Genomic DNA, 22,504 nt, shown 5'->3' with positions numbered 1-22,504 from the left:
TAACAGTTAAATGCGGTAAAATAGAGTAGAAATTTAGATAAGGTTTTTATATGCGTTGGCTATTGTTTTTACTTATTTCTTTAAATGTTTTTGGAGTCGGTTTTTTACAGCCGGATGAGGCATTTAAACCCTCGGCCAAGATGATTGACCCAAAAACGCTTGGTGTTGAGCTGATCATGGGGGATCAAATCCACATTTATTCCGATAAATTAAAAGTGGAAGATACTGATAAGAATGACGGTATCGATTTTAAAGCAATCACGATGGCTAAACCGACCCAACTTGATGGTGAGAGTGTATATGAAGTCTCACCTGCAATACGCATCGCTTTGGAAAAAACAAAAGAGCTGAGCGGCGAAAAAAAGGTGAAGGTAAAGATTTCCTATCAGGGATGTTCATCGGCAGGGTTGTGTTATGAACCGATCGAAAAAACGCTGGAAGTAACGCTGAATGCAGATACGATTCCGTTGAAGCAATCATTAGCTTCTTCTGTTGAAAAAGCCCCTGTTGCAGTGACCAAATCGATTGAACCTGCTCCGCTTCCTCAAACGGAAACGGCAGTAAAAACAGAAGTAAACTCTGAGCCTAAAGCAGCCGCAAAAGGGTCTGAAACCGATCAAATCGCCGGAGTGATCAAAGGGGGAAGCCTTTGGTTTATTATTTTGAGTTTCTTCGGATTCGGACTTTTATTGGCATTGACACCGTGTGTCTTCCCGATGATTCCGATTATTTCTTCGGTTATTATGGCCCAGGGTGCTGGAATAGGGACAAAGCGGGCATTTTGGCTTTCGGTCGTGTATGTCCTATCTATGGCAGTCGCGTATACGATTGCCGGTATTTTGGCCGGATTATTCGGAGCAAATCTGCAGGCGGCATTTCAAACGCCATGGATTATTACTCTGTTCTCCCTGATTTTTGTCGTATTGGCAATGTCGATGTTCGATCTGTTCGAACTGCAAATTCCCAATGTAATCCAGTCTAAAATCACTAAGATCAGCGGATCACAAAGTGGAGTCATCGGAATCGCGATTATGGGATTCTTATCGGCTTTGATTGTGGGTCCGTGCGTTGCCGCACCGCTTGCAGGAGCATTGATCTATATCGGTCAGACAGGAGATGCCCTGTTGGGCGGAACAGCTCTTTTTTCACTGAGTATCGGTATGGGGGTTCCTCTCATTGCTATCGGAACCAGTGCCGGCAAATTTATGCCTCGCCCCGGTGTATGGATGGATAACATCAAATCGATTTTTGGGGTCATGCTGATCGGAATTTCGATTTGGATGATCAGCCGTATCCTCGATGAAAATATTTCACTGATGCTTTGGGGAGCGTTGGCGGTATTTGTAGCCGTGAATATGGGAGCATTGGAACCGATTCGTGGACGTTGTATCCGTTGCCAACGGGCCAATAAAAAAGCGCTTGGGATTATTATTTTCCTCTACGGTATGTCATTGCTTTTGGGCGGTATGGCAGGTGCGACCAATCCGTTGCATCCGTTAAATCCTTTTCTCCCGAATCAAGCATCAGCCAGTGTGAATCAGCCTCAACACAAAAGTTTTGAAAAAATAACCTCTCTTCAAGAGTTGGATGCTATTTTGGCTCAAAACAAAGGTAAAAAAGTGATGGTCGATTTTTATGCCGATTGGTGTACAGCGTGTAAAGAGTATGAATCCAAAACGTTTAGCGACGAAAGCGTTAAAACGGCAATGGACAAATATGTGCTTGTACAAGTCAATTTGACTGCCAACGACGATAAGGCAAAAGAGATCAGCAGCAAATTCGGTATTTTCGGCCCTCCGGCAATCTTGTTTTTTGATGAAAACGGAGTGCATCAGAAAGATGCCGATATCGTCGGATTTAAAGAACCTCAAGAATTTATCAAACACTTAGGACAATAATTATGGGAAAAATAATCTTAGCACTTTCATTGCTGGCGAGCTGTGCGCTTGCCGAACTTAAATGGGCGCCGTCGTATGACGCTGCATTGGCACAAGCGAAAAAAGAGCATAAAAACGTCATGGTGATGCTCTCCAAAGAAGGGTGTCCGGCGTGTGACTATATGACCGACGTAGTTTTTGAAGAGAAAATGGTGATGTCTGATGTAGCAAAATCGTATGTTCCGGTACATTTGGATGTTCACAACGATTTTATACCGGAAGGATTGGGGTATATTGGAACACCGACGTTCCACTTTCTCGATGCAACCGGCAAAAAAATCGGTCGTTATGACGGTGCTGCAAATGTCCCTAATTTTATGGGAATCTTGGGAAAATACAAAAAGTAAACTTATCGATTCCGCTATAATATCCTCACTTTAACGGTGAGGAACATAACTTGTCACTCTTTCAAAAATCTGATATTAGTTTCATTAAACAACAAGATGCAAGCTTCCTCTATAAATTTTAAAGAGATAAGGAAAAACATGAAAAAATTTGCATTAAGACTTTTAATAATTTTAGCAATTTTAATTTTGATTGTTATAATATCTCATTTGATAGGTATAGATAATTTTAACAAAAAGTTTAATATTGATAAGGATAATTTTCCATTATGGGCATCTATTGGTGTTATCATTTCTGCTTTGATGGCAACAACATCTTCAGCATTGACAATGGAAAATGCGAATAAACAAAATGAACTAAATAAAATAAAGCAGAAAAATACTGAGTTCAATTATGCATTACATCATTTAATAAAAATAAAGATGACTTTTTCATCTATTTTAGATAATCGTGGAAAGTTACATCAATATTCTGATGTAGCATTAGAACAAATGAGCAAAGATTCAATAATTTTTGCCGATAAACTTGATTCTAAGGATTTATTTTATTTTTTTTCTCAAGATTCTGCTGGTAAAGTCATGAATATTATTACTCGGTTGCAGTCAATTGCATTTGCTATAGAATATTATAGAAATCAAAATTTAGAACAACAGGCAGCTTTTTTTATACAAGATATTGAGAATAATCTTATTAATCACCCACGTGGTTTTTCTCTTTTACCATTGACTGAAGATGTAATTACTTATTTGCAAGATGAATTAAAAAAGGAAGGATTTGAAATATAAATAAAAGAAAAAAAGTGATAGAATGAAATAAAATGAATAAATACTTTGATTCTTTAGTTTTCAAGCTTTAGTCGATTTTGTTTAATTGAGTAGTACAATACTCTATCAAGTAAAAAGGAGTGCTCATGACAGTTACTATCAATGACAGTTTCAGCGATCAAGTCATAGCCTTTTTAAAAACCCTTCCAAAAGAAGCTGTTAGAATCGAAGAAGCAAAAACTCCGTGGTATGCTGATGAAGTAGAGCGACGTATCGAAGATTATAAATCAGGAAAAATGGAAACTGCTCCTCTCGATCAAGCTTTTTGGGATGAGATGGACGATTTTATCGATACAGTGGCGTAAATTTGAAAACGATACGAAGTGATCGATTCAAAGATGAACTGAAGGCTATTGTTACATTTATTGCTAAAGATAAGCGCTCTGCGGCAAAAAAATTCAATCGTGATTTACAAACGATCATAGAGAGTTTGATTGACAATCCGAGAAAAGGGCGAATGACTAAAAATGAGAGTCGGGAACTCGTCTATAAGGGATATACAATCCCTTATATTATCGAAGAAGATGATATTGTAATCTTAGGTATTTTCAATCAGAATGAGTGGAAGCAATAATAGAACAATAATTGAATACCTTTTATAAAAAAGGCTCTCAATGTCACCTTTGCCAGATGCCCTAAAAGTCGGTGTAGACTCTATCGATAAAAGACATGAAGAGTTCTATGTTCTGTACGAAACACTTAAAAATACCGCCGATAGCGAGTTTTTAGACGCTTTTGACGCCGTTATACTCCATACGAAAGCTCATTTTGCCGAAGAAGAGGCGGATATGGAACGGATCCTTTATCCGAATAAAACCGAACATTATGCGGAACATCAAAAAGCACTGGATGAGATGAATTATTTCAGAGAGAAAGTATCAAGCGGCAAGCTGATGTTTGCCAAAGCGTACGTGAAAGATCGGCTGGGGGATTGGTTTCGCAATCATTTGCTCAATATGGACAGTGATTTGGCTCGGGTGATTACCCTAAGCCGCTAAACACTTATTTGTTTTCGACCAATTTATCTAAAATATAAAGCTGCATATTTTTATGCGGTATCTCTTTGTCTAACGCTTCCGAATAAATTTTCGCCACTTCTTTGGCATGAAGATCATAATCAAAATGGGGAAAATGGTTTTCCCATGCACTTTTGATGATCTTCAGTGCAACCGTATCGATCAAATATTCTTTATACAGAGCATAGGTTGCAAAAAACATCCCGGTAAACAAGATTGCCATAATAATGAGCAAATGGCAGTCGATTTTTGCTAAAAGCGGATGAAAAGCGATAGCTATAGGCAAAATAATCAGATTCCATAGTCCGATAAAAACTAGGAAACTTCTTCCTGTACTGAGTCGGAAACCCGGAATTTTTCCTTCCAGTTTTAATCCGTCTTGATACATTTTATTGGTTTTGAGCAAATCTCTAAAGAGCATCGGACCATCACTGAGAGTAAAAACATAAGGGATGATCTTCTCATCGGTAAAGGTGCGTATTTTGGTTTTGAACCATGAAAAAATTCTAAACATTGTATTCCTTAATAATCTGACTTACGCGTACCGCACTGCCGTGTTCCAGCAGACCCCGAAGATGTCCGGCATCGTTAAAAAAAGTCTCTTTGTCCATTTTAATATAGGCATTATACAGATTTTGTGCCGTGACTTCGTTTTGGATGAATTCAGGATGTAGCGGACGCTGATATTCGTATGAAAATAAAATATTTCCCAATCCGAGATAGTCAAGCTTTACCAGTCTCGATGCAATCGCATAATCGAGCTTTTTAGCAATATAGGTAAGGATAAAAGGGGTACCGATAAGAGCCGCTTCAAGCGTTGCCGTTCCGCTGCAGATAAAGGCAAAATCAGAGTCCGCCAAACTCTGGTGTGCTTCATGGGTTATTTCGAATGTTGAAATATCACCGTAAAGCTCAGCGATCTGCTCCGTCGTAAAATGGGGAGGGATAACAAGCAGTGCGCGGGTATCTAACATAGGGCGCAATTGTTGAAAAACAGGCATCAGACGTTTGATTTCTCCCGGTCGGCTTCCCGGCATAAACGTGATTTTTCCGGTAGTCTCAAGTGACTCTTTTCGGATGGTAATCTCATCGAGAAGCGGATGTCCTACGTACTCTATGGGAGCTGTAGGAGAGTAATAGAAAGGCTCAAAGGGGAGAATGGAACACAGACGGGTAATCGTTTTTTCAAGTACAGGAATCCGTTTTTTCTTCCAAGCCCAGGCTTGAGGGAGGATATAGTAAATGATCTCTTTTTCCGGATAGCGTTTGCGTATCGCTTTAGCCAAAGGGAGGTTGAATCCTGATGAATCGATCAGAAGAACTTTGTCGGCTTTCTCAGCTAATTCCACCATCTGATCTTTCAAACGGAAGAAAAAAGGGAGTTTTTTAATCGCATCCACAAAACCCATAATTGAGGTGGATCGCAAATCAACGATACTCTCTCCCAAAGATGCGTCAAAAATTCCTGATAAGAATACATCGTCACCTAATTCTTTAACAAGATATTTTAAATGAACATTGGCGGAATGTTCGAGCGCACTTACCAGTAATTTCATGATCCGTCTCCAACCGTCATTGAATCATCAGGGACATAGGTGTGTTTTTGGTTTTCATGATATTCACTCAAAAAAGTGGCTACTTCATCGATTTGTTTGTCGTTAAGTGTCATAGCTATGGGAATCATCAATTGAGCCAATTGTGTGTTCCCTTGTTTGTTACGGAGACGTTTGAGTTTATCAACGAGGACATTTTTTCGGCGGTATGCAAGAGAAGGATATTGACCGCTGCCGGTCGCCGAGACGCCGTGACAGCCGTTGCACCCTTTTGAAAAATAGAGCTTCTTACCTTGCTCATACGCCGAAGGAGCAGCCATGAGTGCAATCATCGGAAATATCAACAGTATGATTTTGCGCACTCTAACCCTTTTTAAACGTTACATAGATTAAAATGACGTAATTATAGCGAACGGGAGTTAATTATGGTCATTTCTGACGTCATTATCTGTGATGCACAAGGGCAGCGCAAAGGAGATGTGAGAATCGAAGAGGGGGTTATTACCCAGATCGGTGAAAATCTCAGCGGTGATGAAATACTAAAAGCTGATGGCTGTTATTTGATACCAGGCCTTGTGGATACCGATGTACGGCTAAAAGATTCTCAGCTAAGCCGTACCAATCTCGAAAAGCTCTCAACCCGTGCTCTCAGCGGAGGAGTGACTACCGCTGTATTATCCAGTGATACCCACCCGCGTATCGACAATGAAATAACTCTCGAATTCGTCCAACAACATCGTCATTTATCCCACGGTGCAACGATCGAGAGTACCGTTAGTGCATTGAATGATTCAGGTGCGCTGAGCAATATTGCTATTATGCTCAAAAAAGGCTCTGTTGCCGTACATACTGCAACTCTTGCCGATTATAATCTGATCAGCCGAATCGCCCAATATCTGAAAATGGCGAATAAAGCACTCTTTTACAAAGCGGAAGAGAAAAGTCTGACTGAGAGCGGTGTTATGTCAGATGGGACTATCGCCTCACAGCTTGGATTACCGGGGATATCACCTCTTTCTGAAGTGGTTCATGTTGCTTCGATGATAGAAATTGCACGTCATTTCGGGATCAAGATTGTATTCAAAAGTATCACTGAACCCCGATCGATCGAGTTGATCTCTGAAGCACGGGCGTTGGGGGTCAGTGTGGAGTGTGAAGTGGCTATCCATCATCTCTTTAAAAACGATTCGGCATGTTTAGGGTTTGATACCGATGCCAAAATCAATCCGCCGTTGGTAAATGAAGCGAAACGCTTAGAGCTTATTGATGCATTGAGACGAGGGGATATCCATTCACTCACATCCCTTCATCAGCCGAACTCCGATATTCATAAAGATATCACATTCTACGATGCACATGTAGGGACAACTTCTATTGCGGAGTATCTTCCGTTACTCTATACGTATTTAATTTCAACAAATGTTATCGATATGTCTAAGTTGGTAGCAGTCACCTCTTACGCTCCGGCAAAACAGATTGGGATAGCATCAGGAGAGATCAGTGTAGGATCATCGAGTGATCTGATTCTTTTTGATCCGTCTCAAACAACACAGGTTATGCACCATCATAGTCTTTATAAAAATGAGACATTGCAGGGGAAAGTGATTATGGCTCTTTGCCGAGGCGAAGTAACCCGATTTTAAACAGCATAATGGAGAATGGATTATTCTCCACGCTCTCCAAAAAAACTGACTGCTATATAGATAACGGCAAAAATAATCGGTACAAAATACAGTAGAATATAAGGGTCTTCCAAATCTAAAAAATTCATTTTGACACTCCTGTTATAACGACTTTGCATTCCTGAATTCGGAGATCTCTGCTTCAACCATGGCATCGATCATGATCGAATAGAGTTTAGTTAGAAGATTGGGAGAAACTCCAAACTCCATGGCACGGGATCTTACACGATCCATGACCGCTTCCATACGTTCATTTGCTTTTATCTCATCAATAGAATGTTTGAAATTCGCGGCTTGTTTTACATATGCGTTACGAGCGGCAATCAGTTCGACGATTTGATCGTCCAAGTTGTCAATATGATGACGTACCTCTTCCAAGCTTTGGCAATCGTTAATTTGCATACTCACACCTTCTTGATATAAATGGTTTGCTTAATCATAGCATTTTGTACTTTAATGTGACTTCGAATTATGCATCACATTTATATCACGCAAAACTGTAAATTTATACTCCACCTATTTAAATTTTATGTGTTAATTATGTGACAAACAATGCTTTTTTCGCTATTTTCACGCTATTTTAGTGATAAGTATGTGAGATTTAATTCGGCTTAATAATTCACATAAGATAAGTATTATTAATATTTAAAAATCATTAAGGTTAGCGTAGATACACTGCTGGCCGATACAAAAATCTTATACTTAAACGAAGGAGTTTACGATGGCGCTATCAAGAAGAGACGCGATGAAGTTTACCGGATTGGCGGCAGTTACGGCTGCAGCAAGCGGTTATGCAAAAGGGAACGAAAGTCCTAAATCGGCAGCAAAAGGGGTATTGTTATCTCCGGCTCCGATTCCGGCGGCAAAAGGACCGCGTGTTGTTATCGTAGGTGCCGGACCGTCAGGTTTGACCATTGCTAAATACGTTAAAAAAGGTAATCCGAATATCGACGTAGTATTGATGGATAAACGATCCGTCTTTATGTCGGGGTTTATCAGTAACTTGGTAGCGACAGGTATTCTTCCTCTCGAATTTATTACACACGATTTCCTCGAAGGTGCACGTAACGGAAACTATACGTTCTTGCAAGCAACGGCACATGAGATTGACCGAACGGCAAAAGTTGTTTATACCAATGAAGGGACCGTGAAATACGATGTACTTGTATTGGCTCCTGGTATTGATTATGACTATTCAAAATGGACAAACGGTGATGTTGAGCTAGAAAATACATTGAAAACAAAATTCCCGGGTGCATTTATCGCCGGAAGCGAAACATTGTCTTTGAAATCAAAAATCGAAAACTTTGAAGGCGGTGTATTTGTACAAACCGTACCTGGCGGAAACTACCGTTGTTTGCCTGGGCCGTATGAGCGCAGCTGTTTGATTGCGGATTATATGAAACGCAACAAGATCAAAGGGAAAGTGGTTATCTTGGATGAAAATCCGAATATCACGATTAAAGCGGACGGTTTCCACTCGGCGTTTGAAAAATTGTATAAAGATTACATCACCTATATGCCAAGTAGTACTATCACAAGTATCGATCCGCATAAACAAAAAATTGTTACGGAACTCGGTGAAGAGATTGATTTCACGGATGCAGCACTTTACAGCCGTGTTCGCGGAAATAAATTACTTGAAATCGCGGGTGTGGCAAAAGACAGCGTATTTAATAAAGCAGAAGCGAATATCGATCCGTTTACCTATCAGGTTATTGGAGATCTTAACGTATTCTGTACCGGTGACGTTCGTCCGATGGGCTTTAGTAAGTCTGCTAATACGGCGAATACGGAAGCTCGTGTTGTTGCGGCAAACATCGTCAAATACATGGGCGGTCAAGAACTCAGCCAAAAAACATGGACATCTCCGCACACTACCTGCTATTCGGCCGTTGAATCAGATCCATTACGCGCGATCTCCGTTAATGCCGGATATGCGTATGATGAAACCAAAAAATCATTCGGATTTGCAAATGCAAGTACAATGGAAAAATGGGACAGTGCCGACGGTCTTGCCGCAGGTAAAGGTCTTATCGAATGGGGTAATGGTCTTTACAGAGACTTCTTTAACTAAACCATTCTCCTTGCACGGGTTTGCCGTGCAAGACAGATTCAAGCAATTACGGATTGTTTGGATTTGTCTTGCAATAAAACAAGATGATTTTTTGAAAGAGAGGAAAATATGGAAAGACGCAGTTTCATAAAAGGCTCATTTGCCCTTGCAACAATCGGCTTGCTCAATCCGATTCTTTTTCGGCACGGGTTGAGTGCTGCGGAAGAGGCGATTGAAATACCTTATAATGATTTATTAAATGACTATCTTGCTGGGAAAAAAGCGGAAGACGGCAGCTCAATCATGAGTCTTAATATTCCGGAAGCTCCTGAAAACGGCGCGGTTGTTCCGGTTGAAGTGACTATTAATCACCCGATGACCGCGGATAATTATATTAGTAATATCACGGTATTGACCACCAAGAATAAAGTGAACAAAGCAATCTCTTTTGATTTAACTCCGGCAAACGGTATCGCTTATTTGTATGTCAATGTCAAAATGGGTCAAACCCAAGATGTCGTTATTTTGGCAAAAACCAATAAAGGACAAATTTTTAAAGCATCACAAAGTGTTCGGGTCGCTCTCGGCGGATGCGGTTGAGGAGGAGATAACATGGAATTAAGAGGCGTAGTAAAAATTTTAGATCAGACATATAAAGTCGGTGATGTGGTGAAAGCTAAAATCATTGTTATCCATAAAATGGATACGGGGTTTACCAAAGATAAAGAATCTGGAAAAGTATTTCCACGCTTTTACATGAAAGAGATTACGGCTACCTATAACGGTGCAACAGTAGCTCATTTCGATTTGGATGTGGCAACAAGCCAAAATCCGGTGATTCAGTTCCCGTTGAAAGTGACCGGACCTGGGACATTGGTTGTTGATTTCGTAAATTCAGAAAATGAAAAAGCTCAAAAAACGGTAGCCATCACCCCTGCGGGTTGAGAGAGGGGATAAGAAGAATGGAACGTAGAGGATTTTTGAAAGTTATAGCGGCGGGTGCTACGATTGTAGCGGTGAACCCTTCATTGATTCGCGGGACTTTGTACGCGGATGACGGGCGTCTCTATATGGCGTATGAAAAAGTACAGCTGGTAGACGGTGCGGGTACTCCTATTAAGGCTTCTTCTTTGGAAAAAGAGGTGACTTATATTTTTAACTACCCGTATGCGTCTACTCCATGTATGATTATCAATCTTCCTGAGCCCACAGAGCAGGAAGTTACTTTGAAATCGGACACGGGTGAAGAATACGTGTGGAAAAATGGTGTAGGTAAAGATCGTACAATTGTTGCCTACAGTGCTATTTGTGCCCATCAGCTGACTCATCCGACGCCCAAAGACAGTTTTATCAAATATGTCCCAAAAGCGACACCGACCATGGCGTACAGTAAAAGCGGTATCATCGTTTGTTCATCCCATCTCTCGGCATACGATGCCCACGCAGGTGCAAAAGTACTAGGGGGAGCAGCAACGCAACCGCTTGCTGCAATTGTTCTTACGGTAGCGGACGATGATACGATCTGGGCAGTCGGAGTTTTGGGATCGGATAAATTTCAGGATTATTTCAGAGCCTTTAAACCGGAGTTAAAAGAGTTTTATAACGGGATTGCTCAAGGGAAACAACTGGTATCGATTTCAGCCAAAACGGTTAAATTGACCGAATATTCCAAAGAAATTATTCAGTACTAAAGGGATGTCTATGAAAAAAATAGTAACAGTTTTAGCACTTGCCTCGCTTTTAGCAAGTTCTGCAAATGCGGCAGAGAAAAAAGACCCTCGTTTAGAACTGATGAAAGACATGCGAACCATGCTTGATGCTATGGAGCAGATTCAGCGCGGCGGTTTATACAGTTCGACGGATGAAATGAAATTGGGAGTTAAAAAACTTCAAGGGACATTAAAATCATTAGAGGGTGACGAGGTTAAAGTGATTTTGCCGAAAGATCAAGTATATGCCTATAAATTTGCCCAAAAAACGGCGAGCATGCTCCGATTGTATTCGGATGATATGGTCACATCAATCGAAGCAGGACGGATGGATGATGCATTAGAGGACTATACACAGCTACTCAAGCAGTGTACGTCATGTCACATTCGAATCCGTAACTGGTAGGTGCCCTTAGGTATTTTTGCAAAGGGTATTTATACAGGTCTCTAGAGAAAATAGATTTATACTTATTGTTAAGATAAATTCTATTTCTATGGAGCTTTTCAAAAATCTATAAAAACTCCTCTTCTTTCATACGTAAGCTATAAAAAGTATATTATTGTTATAATTAAATATAGTCTTATTTATCACCTTCTTTAACAATAAGCATTCAAATTTTCTAAGTATTTATATTAGGTTTTTTACCGGAATGGAAGATTTATGCCAAAGCGCCAAACAACTGAAATAAAAAATAAAGGGTCTGCTCGATCTACCGCTTTTCCTATTGTTGGCATAGGTGCATCCGCCGGCGGACTTGCCGCATTTGAAGAGTTTTTTTCAGGCATCCCTCTAGATTGTGATCCGAATATGGCGTTTGTACTCGTTCAGCATCTCTCTCCCGATCATGCAAGCATGTTGGCTGAGCTTGTCCAGCGTTATACCCGTATGAAAGTTGTAGAAGTTCAAGACGGTATGAAAGTAGAGATTAATCATGTCTATATTATACCTCCTGGACGCAATATGGCATTTTTAAACGGTTCACTTCAGCTGCTTGAACCAACAGCAGCACACGGCCAACGTTTACCGATTGATTTTTTCTTTCATTCTCTGGCACAGGATCAACATGAGCACGCCATCGGTATCATCCTCTCCGGTACGGGAAGTGACGGTACACAGGGGATCCGCTCTATCAAAGAGGAAGGGGGAATGGCCATCGTCCAATCCCCTGAAACGACAGAATATGACGGTATGCCGCGCAGTGCTATCGCGACGGGTCTTATCGACTATGTCCTCTCCCCCTCAGAGATGGCCAAACAGCTTATCGTTTATACGGCATATTCTTTTGGAAAACTCAGCTATCCAGAATTTGTATCTACCCCTAAAGTCCAAAACATGCTGGATAAAATTTTTATCCTTCTCCGTTCCCAAACAGGACATGATTTTTCCCAATACAAACCCAGTACCATTGGGCGCCGTATTGAGCGGCGTCTCGCCATCCATCAGATCGAAACGATTGACGAATACGTCAAGTACCTCCAGCAAAACCCTGCCGAAGTGGAGGCATTGTTTCATGATCTCCTGATCGGTGTCACTAATTTTTTCCGTGATCCGGAAGCGTTTAGCGTATTGCAAGAGCAAATAATTCCCCAGCTTTTTGCCCTCAGATCCGAAAGAGAAACACTTCGTATATGGTGTGTCGGATGTTCTACCGGAGAAGAAGCCTATTCGATTGCCATTCTCATAAAAGAGTATTTAGAAGAGTATCAACAAAACATTTCCGTACATATTTTTGCTACGGATATTGATGCCAATGCCATAGCCAAGGCGCGTAGCGGTATTTATCCCGCCGCCATCGCCGCAGATATGTCGCCGCAGAGATTGGGCCGCTTTTTTGTTGCTGAACATGATGGCAGCTACCGCATCCATAAAAGCATCCGAGATATGCTGATTTTTTCGGAACAAAACATCATTAAAGACCCTCCATTTTCCAAACTCGATTTTATCAGCTGCCGTAACCTTCTGATCTACATGAATGCTGACTTGCAAAAAAAGGTCATCCCTTTGTTTCACTATGCACTCAATCCTGAGGGTATTTTGTTTTTGGGCTCATCCGAGAGCATTGGAGAATTTAGACATCTCTTTAACGCATTGGATGAAAAATGGAAATTCTTTCAGCGTAAAGAGGATACCGGCACTAAACAGCGCACGATATTAGATCGGACCCTTCCTATTACGGTGCCAACTCGCATATTCACTTCACGTACCGTTGAAAAACCTGCTGTTCCCGAAAAACAGCCGTTGCGTGAATTGATGGAACAATCACTGTTGCGGTACCTGCCGCTGTCCGGTGCCCTAGTGAATGAACAGGGGGATATTCTCTATCTGCATGGCCGAACCGGAATGTATCTGGAACTTCCATCGGGTGAAGTGGGTATCAGCAATATTCTAAAAATGGCACGCGAGGGGCTGCGCCGTGACTTAACGATGGCGCTGCATAAAGCAGTATCGTCCAAAGAGAGTACCCATTGTCCGCTCTTGAGAATTCAATACAACGATACTTTTACGACGCTCAATCTGACGGTACAGCCGGTTCCGACGACGGCTTTGTCGGAATCTGCGTTATACCTTGTCATCTTTGAGGGAGTTGCTGACGATACACTTCACTCTGAAAGTGCGACGGTTTTTGCCGCTTTAGGAGCGGATCAAAGCAAACGTATCGCGGCGCTTCAGCAAGAGCTTTATGATCAAGAGGCGTTTCTCCAAATCGCCAATCAGAAACTCGAAATCTCCAATGAAGAGCTCAAATCCTATAACGAAGAGATGCAATCGCTCAATGAGGAGCTCCAATCGACTAACGAAGAGCTCGAAACTTCCAAAGAAGAGCTTCAATCCCTCAATGAGGAGTTATCGACCGTCAATGCCGAACTTCAAACCAAAGTGACCGATCTCTCACGTGCCAACAACGATATGAACAACCTGCTGGCGGGTACCAATATCGGTACGGTTTTCGTCGATCACAAACTACGCATTCTCCGTTTCACCCCCGCCGTCACTAAAATCATCAATCTTATCCTCCCCGATTTAGGGCGATCCGTGGGGCATATCGTCTCCAACCTCATCGGATACGACACCTTTGTTGAGGATATACAGTCGGTGTTAAATTCTTTGATCCCCAAAGAAATAGAGGTACAAACACGCGAGGGGAAATGGTATTCGATGCGTATCCAGCCCTATCGCACTATCGAAAACGTTATTGAAGGGGCGGTCATTTCGTTTATCGATATCTCCGAGATGGTACAGATGCGCGAAGCACTCCATAAAGCCAACGAATTGAGCCGATTGGCCATCGTCGTTCATGACGCCGTCGATGCAATCACGGTGCAGGATTTGGATGGACACATACTGGCTTGGAACCCCGGTGCCGCAGCGATATATGGCTGGAGCGAAGAAGAGGCTTTGCGTATGAATGTACGGGATCGGATCGCAGGGGCAGATCAAAGAGAAGAGATCTCCAAAATTAAGCATCTTAGCCGATCAGAGATTCTCGAACCGTACACCTCGCAGCGCCTCTGCAAGGACGGTTCCCTCTCCGATGTGCGGATAACGGCAACGGCGTTGGTCAACAGTGCCGGCGAAATATATTCCATTGCAACAACGGAACGATTGATTCCAAAAAAAGAGGAATAATGCCTAAACATCTCTCTCCTGCCAATGATGCTCAAGTACTGCGCCATAAAGCAGAAGAGATAGTACGTGGCAATGAACTGCTGACTACGAATACATTATCACCCGAAGAGATATCTCGTGTACTTCACGAATTGCAAGTTCATCAGATCGAACTGGAGATGCAAAACGACGAGCTTCGAAAAATACAAAGTGAACTTGATGCTGAGCGGGAAGACTATTTTGACCTCTACAATTTAGCACCCATCGGATATTGCACGTTGAATGAAGAAGGGGAGATTCTTCAAGCCAACCGTGCAGCTTCCTCACTGCTGGGTGCGGATCAGGACAAACTGATCCATCACCAGATAACGGATTTTATTTTTGGCGAAGATCAGGATATCTATTATTTTTTTAGAAAACATTTTTTCAAACCCTGCGAACTGCGATTAATGAAAGAAAATCAGACCTGTTGTTGGGTGCAGCTCTCTGCCAACCGATTGGAAAAAGCTCAGAGGAACAATACAATATGTTTAATACTCAATGATATAACCGAACGAAAAGAGGCAGAGGAAGAACGACGAATTGCTGCTATCGCGTTTGAATCCCAAGCAGGGATGGTGATAACGGATGCACAAGGGGTTATTTTACGTATTAACCCCGCTTTTACCCGATTAACCAACTATGATCAAAAAGAGATCGTTGGACAGACAATGAGGGTTCTTAAATCAGGTCGTCATGACAAACTTTTTTATCAACAAATGTGGAAAACATTAAAAGAGTCTAAAAGGTGGCAAGGCGAAATATGGAATAAACGCAAAAATGGCCAGATTTATGCCGAATTGCTGACAATAACCGCTGTCACAGATGCTAATGAAAAGATTACCCATTATATCGGCAACTTTTCGGACATCACCAAGGATAAAGAAGCTGAAGCGGTGATTCACCGTTTAGCCTATTATGATCCCCTTACAAAACTGCCGAATCGACGTTTGTTTCAAGAACGGCTCAATCAAGCTATCATTTCTACTGAGCGAAGCCAACTGTTTGGAGCAATTTTTTTCCTTGATTTGGATAATTTCAAAGGTCTTAATGACACCAGAGGCCACGATGCCGGTGATTTACTCCTGATCGAAGTAGCCGAACGTCTCCGGACAATGATTCGTGAAGGAGACACCGTTGCACGACAAGGTGGAGATGAATTTATCATTTTACTGCAAAATTTAAAAACAGACATACAAGAAACGGCCTATTTGGCAAAGCAGATAGGCGATAAACTTTTAACGGAAATGAATGATCCTTTTTTACTCAAAGATTTTGAATATTATTGCAAACTCAGCATCGGCATTGAACTTTTTAATAAAGATAATACTGCGGAAGATATTTTCAAACATGCGGATATTGCCATGTATCAAGCCAAAAAATCCGGAGGCAATCAACTTCTTTTCTTTGATCCGAAAATGCAGCATGCGCTTGATCTGCGCAGTACAATGGAGTATGAGCTAAAGCAGGCGCTCGAATCAAATCAATTTCGTCTGTATTATCAACCTCAGATTGACAACTTGCAACGTGTAACAGGAGTCGAAGCACTTATTCGCTGGGAACATCCACAGCGTGGTTTGATACTGCCTGATGAATTTATCCCCCTCTCAGAAGAGACAGGTTTTATAATACCGATGGGTCAATGGGTATTGCAAAGTGCCTGTGCTCAGCTCAAAGCATGGGAAGCAGACGAACATACCCGCCATCTGCGTATTTCGGTCAATGTAAGTGCACGGCAATTTCGTCAAAAAGACTTCGTCACACTCTTGGAGAAAACGCTTGAAATGAGCGGAGCAAACCCGGAACTCTTGAAGCTCGAACTGACTGAGAGTCTGGTTCTGGAAAATGTACAAGATACGATTGAGAAGATGGATGCGATCAATCGGCTTGGCGTCCATTTTTCCATGGATGATTTTGGCACCGGATATTCATCATTGTCTTATTTGGCTAAATTGCCGCTCAATCAGATCAAAATTGACCGTTCTTTTGTACGGAATCTGCCTGAAAATAAAAATGATGCGATGATCGTACGGACTATCATCACCATGGGAATCGGACTGGAAATGAATGTGATTGCCGAGGGGATAGAAACTCTGGAACAATTTGAGTTTTTAGAAGCCCATGGGTGTCATGCCTATCAGGGATATCTGTTTGGTCATCCTTTGGATATTGATACATTGAGTATTTATTTACTGGACAATTGGAAACGACAACAAAAAGGAGTTCGACCATGAGTAGAGAGAAAAGCTCACTCCGTGAACAGGCGGAAAAAATTGCCATAGCCAATGCAGCCAAAACTCCGCACCATCATAATCTCTCACCCGAAGAGACGGCTTCGCTTCTTCATGAACTGCAGGTACATCAGATCGAACTGGAGCTGCAAAACGAAGAACTTCGCACAATCCAGCAAAAACTTCAGGCCCAACAAGAGCGCTATGTGGATCTGTACGATCTGGCACCCGTAGGGTATATCACCCTCTCTAAAGAAGGATTGGTTCTTGAAGCCAATCTAAGAGTGGCATCGCTCTTTGGGGTGAGTCGAAACCATCTGATCGGTTACCCTCTAACACGGTTCATTTGGAAAGACGATCAGGACAGCTACTATCACTGCCGTTTGAAAGAAGTATTGCCTTCCGAACAGCAAATGTGCACATTGCGGATGATTCGAGCGGATGGAACCGTGTTTTGGGCCCAGTTGATTATCATGCAGCATCAAAACGGTATATACCGCAGTGTACTTTATGATGTCACTGCAGATAAAAAACTAAAAGAGATCATTGCCATAGCTCAGAGGGAGTGGACCGATGCTTTCGACGGTATCGAGGACGGGGTAATGCTCCATGACAGGGAATACAATCTGATACGGGTCAACAAAGCATACAAAGAACTTTCCGGCGCACAAAAGTTCAAAGATATTATCGGAAAACCCTACTATCAGGTCTTTCCGAAACTTGATGCTCCGATGCATACCTGTGAAAAGTCTTTCCGAAGTGGAAAAGGTGAAGAAGAACAATTCGCCCTCGAGGACGGCCGAATATTCAAATCACGTACCTACCCGGTTTATGACGATGAGGGAGAGTACAGTTTCAGTATCCATATCTTTGAAAATATCACCGAAGAGATAAAATCCAAACAATTGCTGCACGAGAGCGAGGAGAAATTTCGCACCATAACCACTACTGCCCAGGATGCGATTCTCATCATGAACGATGAAGGGCTTATCGCCTATTGGAACGAAGCGGCTGAAAACATATTCGGATATACAAAAGAAGAGACTGTCGGAAAAGCGTTGCATCCCCTCTTGGCGCCTGAACGGTTTCACGAAGCTCACCACAAAGGATTCAGCCATTTCATACATACGGGAGAAGGACCTGCCATAGGAAAAACTATGGAACTGACCGCTTTAAAAAAAGACGGAACGGAATTTCCTATAGAACTGTCGCTCTCAGCCAACATGAGAGAAGGAAAATGGGAAGCTATCGGTATCATCCGTGACATCTCTCAGCGCAAAAAAGCCGAAGAAGAAATCAATCGTGCCAACCGTGCCCTTAAAACGCTCTCGGCCGGCAATATGGCATTGGTACAGGCACAGAGCGAAGAAAATCTGCTTAAGAGAGTCGTGGAGGTCATTGTAAAAGAAGGGGGCTATAGTCTGGCAGTGGTCGATTACGCTCAGGACGATCCGGAAAAAACCATTATTCCAATGGCATGGTCCGGTTCGGAAGATGAGCATCATTGGATAGAGAAACTCAGCTGGAACGCAACGGCAGCGAACCAAATGCCTCTCTCCAAAGCGATACGCTCCGCAAAAACTCACATCACCCGCAACATCACCGCAGAGAGCGAATATCCATTATGGAGAGATGCCGCTTTGGCCCGTGGCTACACGGCCAGCATTGCACTTCCACTCATGGAGGGTGACACAGTATTCGGTGCACTGAATATTTATGCATCGGAAGCAAACGCATTCGCAGAAGAAGAAGAAGAAGTTATACTACTTGAAGAATTGGCAAACGACCTTGCCTACGGTATCATAGCCCATCGCAAGCGTGTCGCACACGATCAGCATACAGCGATCTTGCGCCAAAGTATGGAACAATCCATAGAGACCATTGCTGCTACTGTAGAGGCACGCGATCCCTATACGGCAGGCCATCAAAATCGGGTTAGTGTGCTGGCAACAGCCATTGCGCGGAAAATGAACTTGAATGATACGCAAGTTCAAGGTATACATTTCGCATCCATCATCCATGATCTTGGAAAAATCCACGTACCGGCTGAGATTCTTTCCAAGCCCGGTAAGCTCACCCCTATCGAATTTATGCTCATTCAATCTCATCCCCAGGAGGGATACGATATTCTGAAAGATGTTCAATTTCCTTGGCCGATTGCTGACATAATTTTGCAGCACCATGAAAAAATCGACGGCTCTGGGTATCCGCAGGGACTGAAAGGCGATCAGATTTTGTTGGAAGCAAAAATCATTTGCGTCGCCGACATCGTCGAAGCAATGTCTTCACACCGTCCCTATCGTGCGGCATTGGGAGTCGAAGCTGCTTTGAATGAAATCAAACAAGGGCGGGGGACTCTTTACGATGCTGCAGTAGCTGATGCTTGCGTAGAACTTTTTGAAAAAAAAGAATTTTATTTTTAATAGACGGTAATCATTTTACTTGCTATTTGCATGAATCCAGTGATATTGACGAATGGTAAGTATTTCTCATTACAGAGAAATACTTAGTAGCAATTATTGGCTACCGGGATTTCAAATCCGATTTCTACATCTTGCCATGTTTTTCCACCATGCAGGTCGAAACACGTTTTATTAATTGATTGCAGTGATTTTAACATCGCAAAGTCGTTGAGATCAATCACCCCTTTTCCCGTAATTTTCCCATCATGAATCGTATAACTCATCGGTATCTGTTTGCTAACTCCGTTCATTGTTATTTCAACCTGAGCTTTTGAATCTTTGACAGAAAGAATTTTTGCAGTGATTGAATCGACGTTTTGAGTTTTGAAAAAAGAGGCGACGAGGGTAGCATCGCGACCGGCATTTCCGGAATTGACGGTTGCTGTATTGATCGTGATATTACTTCCGACTAAGAACTCTTCGGAGGTTTTGGCCGATCTTGGCGAAAATACGACATGATCGAAAGTACCTCCAACCCCGATTTTTTCATAGGTTTTGAAAGCCTTCCATGTTACTTTTGCATTTTCTGAGTAGTAGGTACATTCGGCAAATGCGCTGCTGGCAATCAATAGCCCTGCCAAGAGTAGTTTTTTCATAAATATCCTTTTTGTGATTATTAATCACTATTTATAGCTAAATATTATTACTATAGGATTAATGCATCGCGATTAAATGAATGTTTTAAGAGAGGCTAAGAACGCTTAGCCTGACGTTTTGGTGTTACCGCTTTGGACTCTTTCTCTTTTTTCTCTTGAGTTGATTGGCGTAGGAAAAACGGGATTGTTTTTTCCGGCCGCTCTGCCAAATCTTGGGTTAATGCCGCTTCTACAATCTCTTTTTCGTGATGTTCACACAGATAGGTATGGAGTAAGGCTATTTGACGTTCCAGCGATATTTTCCATGTAGAGAGAGTTTGGGCATAGATCCATTCGCTGAAAGCATAAAAACCTTCAAATACTTTCCCTTCATTCCAAAGTAACGGAACGGTTTTGTTAAAACTCCCGCTGTTGTAAAAAATATCCCAAAAGCGGGCAAATCGTTTCATTTTTTGGATTTGTACGAAACTAAGCAGGTTGTTTTGAAGAATATCATAGGGAGGAATATCGCTGTAGATCATACCATGCTCTCGGTCATGTCGCGAAAGGGTGGTTCCTGAGAGGTTTTTGAGGATGCCGATCTGGATTTCGCTGTGGGTAATGGAGACGAGTGTGTCGAGATTGCGTCCGAATCCCTCTAAGGTTTCTCCCGGAAGGCCGACGATGAGATCGAGGTGCATGTGTGCAGCTGTTTCGTTTTCCAAAAAGCGGAGATTATCATAGATTTTTTCGAGTTTTAGGGGACGGTTTATCCCTTTTGCGATCACGGGATCGAGAGTCTGGATCCCGATTTCGAGTTGGAGCGATCCCGCAGGGAACTGGGCAATTTTTTCCTTGAGTACTTCGGGAAAATGGTCGGGTATCACTTCAAAATGGGCAAAGTAGGGTGGTTCTTTAGAGAGGAAAAAGTCCAAAATCCGGTTAGCAAACGTCATATTGAGGTTAAACGTCCGGTCGATAAATTTAAAACTCCGTGCCCCACGCTGCCAAAGAATTTCGAACTCTTCGAGAAGCTGATCGAGAGGAAAATTACGTACTTTTTCATCGATGGAAGAGAGGCAAAATTCGCATTCGAACGGACAACCGCGTGAGGCTTCGACGTAGATGTAGCGATGTGTTACGTCTTCATCGTCGTAGGCAGCGTAGGGAAGATGTATCGATTTAAGGTCGGGGAGAGGGGCTTTAATGAAATGCTCTTGCGGTACATCGTTAGAGAGGATTTTTTTACACAATTCATAAAAGGCCACTTCACCTTCACCGCTGATGATGTAGTCGGCTTTTGAAAAATCGACACGGTGGGGAAGATATCCTGCTTCCGGTCCCCCAAGAACAATGATCGTCTCAGGTGAGACCTTTTTAATGGTCTGGATCAGCTCTGCACTTTGCGCGGCATTCCAGATATAGACTCCGATGCCGATGATGCGGGGAGAATGGAGCAAGAGCCCCTCCGTGATACTCTGTATCTGCTCATTCATCGTAAATTCGACTATCTTTGCCATCGCTTGCAGCTCGTGCAGATTGGCATAAAGGTAACGCAGACCGAGTGCGGTATGGGCGTAACGGGCATTGAGAGTAGTAAGCACGATAGGGGTCATAAAAATTCCGATGCGATATTAAAAATAGTATGGTATTCTATCTAAATGTGTTGTTTCTAAAGGAGTATTTATGAAGTATATTCGCACTCTGGATTCATTGAGATTAGAAGACATCCCCTTGGTCGGAGGTAAAAATGCCTCTTTGGGAGAGATGATCGGTTCGTTGAAAACTCTGGGGGTTAAAGTTCCGGAAGGGTTTGCCATCACAGCGGACGGATATCGTTTTTTTATAGCGCATAACGGTTTTGAGTCCAAAATCCGCCAGTTTTTTGCCGGTGTTGATTTGACCGATATCGAAGCGCTCAACAAATGCGGATCAGCGATACGAACTTTGATGCTCTCAGGGGATATGCCTGATGCGCTAAAAACAGAAATCGCTGAGAATTACCGACAAATGGAAGCGGAGTACGGTGTCGTATCGGTCGATGTCGCGGTACGTTCTTCTGCCACGGCGGAAGATTTGCCGGATGCGAGTTTCGCCGGACAGCAGGAGAGCTATCTCAATGTACGCGGTGAAGAGATGCTTGTCGAACACATCAAGCGGTGTTTTGCGTCGCTTTTTACCGATCGCGCGATCAGCTACCGTCATAGCCGCGGATACGATCATTTTGCGGTTGCCCTCTCAGTCGGAGTTCAGAAAATGGTACGCAGCGATATTGCCAGCAGCGGGGTCATGTTTACGATCGATACCGAAAACGGTTCGGATAATCTGATCCTTATCAACTCGATTTGGGGATTGGGAGAAAATATTGTCGGCGGACGGGTCAATCCGGATGAATTTTACGTCTTCAAACCGACGCTCAAAGAGGGTAAATTAACCATTCTCAAACGTCAAATCGGTTCTAAAGCCCT

22 protein-coding genes are annotated in these 22,504 nt (G+C 42.5%); 16 read left to right on the top strand and 6 right to left on the bottom strand.

What is annotated here, in order from left to right; genetic code table 11:
- The first annotated feature begins 50 nt into the window (after positions 1 to 50).
- From dsbD to PHP90_RS05640, 6 genes are all read left to right on the top strand, one after another.
- Positions 51 to 1,898 carry a protein-disulfide reductase DsbD gene (dsbD, locus tag PHP90_RS05665; RefSeq protein ID WP_299926590.1) on the top strand — a complete coding sequence of 616 codons (1,848 nt, stop codon included), beginning with the start codon at positions 51 to 53 and terminating at the stop codon, positions 1,896 to 1,898.
- Positions 1,899 to 1,900: 2 nt separating this feature from the next.
- Positions 1,901 to 2,284, top strand: coding sequence for a thioredoxin family protein (locus PHP90_RS05660; RefSeq protein WP_299926587.1), 384 nt, complete (start codon positions 1,901 to 1,903; stop codon positions 2,282 to 2,284).
- A 138-nt stretch (positions 2,285 to 2,422) separates the two neighbouring features.
- The gene (locus PHP90_RS05655) at positions 2,423 to 3,067 is read left to right on the top strand and encodes a hypothetical protein (protein ID WP_299926584.1); all 645 of its coding nucleotides are present in this window, start codon (positions 2,423 to 2,425) and stop codon (positions 3,065 to 3,067) included.
- 125 nt (positions 3,068 to 3,192) lie between these two features.
- Complete coding sequence (locus PHP90_RS05650) at positions 3,193 to 3,411, top strand: hypothetical protein (RefSeq protein ID WP_299926581.1); 219 nt, start codon at positions 3,193 to 3,195, stop codon at positions 3,409 to 3,411.
- A 2-nt stretch (positions 3,412 to 3,413) separates the two neighbouring features.
- Positions 3,414 to 3,680: a type II toxin-antitoxin system RelE/ParE family toxin gene (locus PHP90_RS05645; RefSeq protein ID WP_299926577.1), complete on the top strand. Its 267-nt coding sequence runs from the start codon at positions 3,414 to 3,416 to the stop codon at positions 3,678 to 3,680.
- 40 nt (positions 3,681 to 3,720) lie between these two features.
- On the top strand, positions 3,721 to 4,104 hold the full coding sequence (locus PHP90_RS05640; RefSeq protein ID WP_299926575.1) for a hemerythrin domain-containing protein: 384 nt from the start codon (positions 3,721 to 3,723) through the stop codon (positions 4,102 to 4,104).
- A 4-nt stretch (positions 4,105 to 4,108) separates the two neighbouring features.
- Here PHP90_RS05640 and PHP90_RS05635 read toward each other — a convergent pair whose 3' ends face one another.
- Genes PHP90_RS05635 through PHP90_RS05625 form a run of 3 tightly spaced genes read right to left on the bottom strand, consistent with a single transcriptional unit; the run spans position 4,109 to position 6,037 of the window.
- Entirely contained in the window at positions 4,109 to 4,636 is a 528-nt protein-coding gene (locus tag PHP90_RS05635) for a hypothetical protein (protein WP_299926572.1), read from the bottom strand.
- Positions 4,629 to 5,678 (bottom strand): lipid-A-disaccharide synthase, encoded by a 1,050-nt coding sequence (lpxB, locus tag PHP90_RS05630; RefSeq protein ID WP_299926569.1) that lies wholly within the window; start codon positions 5,676 to 5,678, stop codon positions 4,629 to 4,631. Before lpxB ends, PHP90_RS05635 begins: the two co-directional genes overlap by 8 nt.
- Positions 5,675 to 6,037 (bottom strand): c-type cytochrome, encoded by a 363-nt coding sequence (locus PHP90_RS05625; protein ID WP_299926566.1) that lies wholly within the window; start codon positions 6,035 to 6,037, stop codon positions 5,675 to 5,677. The genes lpxB and PHP90_RS05625 overlap by 4 nt, the downstream gene beginning before the upstream one ends.
- 63 nt (positions 6,038 to 6,100) lie before the next feature.
- Here PHP90_RS05625 and PHP90_RS05620 point away from each other — a divergent pair, with 63 nt between their 5' ends.
- Positions 6,101 to 7,318 carry an amidohydrolase family protein gene (locus PHP90_RS05620; protein ID WP_299926564.1) on the top strand — a complete coding sequence of 406 codons (1,218 nt, stop codon included), beginning with the start codon at positions 6,101 to 6,103 and terminating at the stop codon, positions 7,316 to 7,318.
- A 141-nt stretch (positions 7,319 to 7,459) separates the two neighbouring features.
- On the opposite strand, the gene PHP90_RS05615 is transcribed toward PHP90_RS05620, so the two are convergent.
- Positions 7,460 to 7,759 (bottom strand): chorismate mutase, encoded by a 300-nt coding sequence (locus PHP90_RS05615; RefSeq protein WP_299926561.1) that lies wholly within the window; start codon positions 7,757 to 7,759, stop codon positions 7,460 to 7,462.
- A 319-nt stretch (positions 7,760 to 8,078) separates the two neighbouring features.
- Here PHP90_RS05615 and PHP90_RS05610 point away from each other — a divergent pair, with 319 nt between their 5' ends.
- The 8 genes from PHP90_RS05610 to PHP90_RS05575 all read left to right on the top strand — a co-directional run bounded on the left by PHP90_RS05610 (position 8,079) and on the right by PHP90_RS05575 (position 19,422).
- Entirely contained in the window at positions 8,079 to 9,434 is a 1,356-nt protein-coding gene (locus tag PHP90_RS05610) for an FAD/NAD(P)-binding oxidoreductase (protein WP_299926558.1), read from the top strand.
- Between the two features lie 108 nt (positions 9,435 to 9,542).
- Entirely contained in the window at positions 9,543 to 10,013 is a 471-nt protein-coding gene (locus PHP90_RS05605; protein WP_299926555.1) for a thiosulfate oxidation carrier protein SoxY, read from the top strand.
- Between the two features lie 12 nt (positions 10,014 to 10,025).
- Positions 10,026 to 10,358 carry a thiosulfate oxidation carrier complex protein SoxZ gene (soxZ, locus tag PHP90_RS05600; RefSeq protein ID WP_299926550.1) on the top strand — a complete coding sequence of 111 codons (333 nt, stop codon included), beginning with the start codon at positions 10,026 to 10,028 and terminating at the stop codon, positions 10,356 to 10,358.
- A gap of 17 nt (positions 10,359 to 10,375) precedes the next feature.
- Complete coding sequence (locus tag PHP90_RS05595) at positions 10,376 to 11,104, top strand: Rieske 2Fe-2S domain-containing protein (RefSeq protein ID WP_299926547.1); 729 nt, start codon at positions 10,376 to 10,378, stop codon at positions 11,102 to 11,104.
- Positions 11,105 to 11,114: 10 nt separating this feature from the next.
- Positions 11,115 to 11,528 (top strand): hypothetical protein, encoded by a 414-nt coding sequence (locus tag PHP90_RS05590; protein ID WP_299926544.1) that lies wholly within the window; start codon positions 11,115 to 11,117, stop codon positions 11,526 to 11,528.
- Positions 11,529 to 11,783: 255 nt separating this feature from the next.
- Entirely contained in the window at positions 11,784 to 14,750 is a 2,967-nt protein-coding gene (locus tag PHP90_RS05585) for a chemotaxis protein CheB (protein WP_299926542.1), read from the top strand.
- A complete protein-coding gene (locus PHP90_RS05580; protein ID WP_299926539.1) occupies positions 14,750 to 17,002 on the top strand; it encodes a GGDEF and EAL domain-containing protein in 2,253 nt (750 codons plus the stop codon). Before PHP90_RS05585 ends, PHP90_RS05580 begins: the two co-directional genes overlap by 1 nt.
- Positions 16,999 to 19,422 carry a PAS domain S-box protein gene (locus PHP90_RS05575; RefSeq protein ID WP_299926536.1) on the top strand — a complete coding sequence of 808 codons (2,424 nt, stop codon included), beginning with the start codon at positions 16,999 to 17,001 and terminating at the stop codon, positions 19,420 to 19,422. Before PHP90_RS05580 ends, PHP90_RS05575 begins: the two co-directional genes overlap by 4 nt.
- Positions 19,423 to 19,505: 83 nt before the next feature.
- Here PHP90_RS05575 and PHP90_RS05570 read toward each other — a convergent pair whose 3' ends face one another.
- The gene (locus tag PHP90_RS05570; RefSeq protein WP_299926533.1) at positions 19,506 to 20,057 is read right to left on the bottom strand and encodes a YceI family protein; all 552 of its coding nucleotides are present in this window, start codon (positions 20,055 to 20,057) and stop codon (positions 19,506 to 19,508) included.
- A gap of 95 nt (positions 20,058 to 20,152) precedes the next feature.
- Positions 20,153 to 21,652 carry a B12-binding domain-containing radical SAM protein gene (locus PHP90_RS05565; RefSeq protein ID WP_299926530.1) on the bottom strand — a complete coding sequence of 500 codons (1,500 nt, stop codon included), beginning with the start codon at positions 21,650 to 21,652 and terminating at the stop codon, positions 20,153 to 20,155.
- 70 nt (positions 21,653 to 21,722) lie between these two features.
- Between PHP90_RS05565 and PHP90_RS05560 the strand changes: the two genes are divergently transcribed.
- On the top strand, positions 21,723 to 22,504 hold a 782-nt coding region (locus tag PHP90_RS05560; protein ID WP_299926527.1), incomplete at its 3' end, for a PEP/pyruvate-binding domain-containing protein.

This window comes from Sulfuricurvum sp., assembly GCF_028712165.1.
In the GTDB taxonomy this organism is placed as follows: domain Bacteria; phylum Campylobacterota; class Campylobacteria; order Campylobacterales; family Sulfurimonadaceae; genus Sulfuricurvum.
The sequence above is the reverse complement of the archived record's forward strand: the minus strand, read 5'-3'. Positions and strand labels throughout refer to the sequence as shown.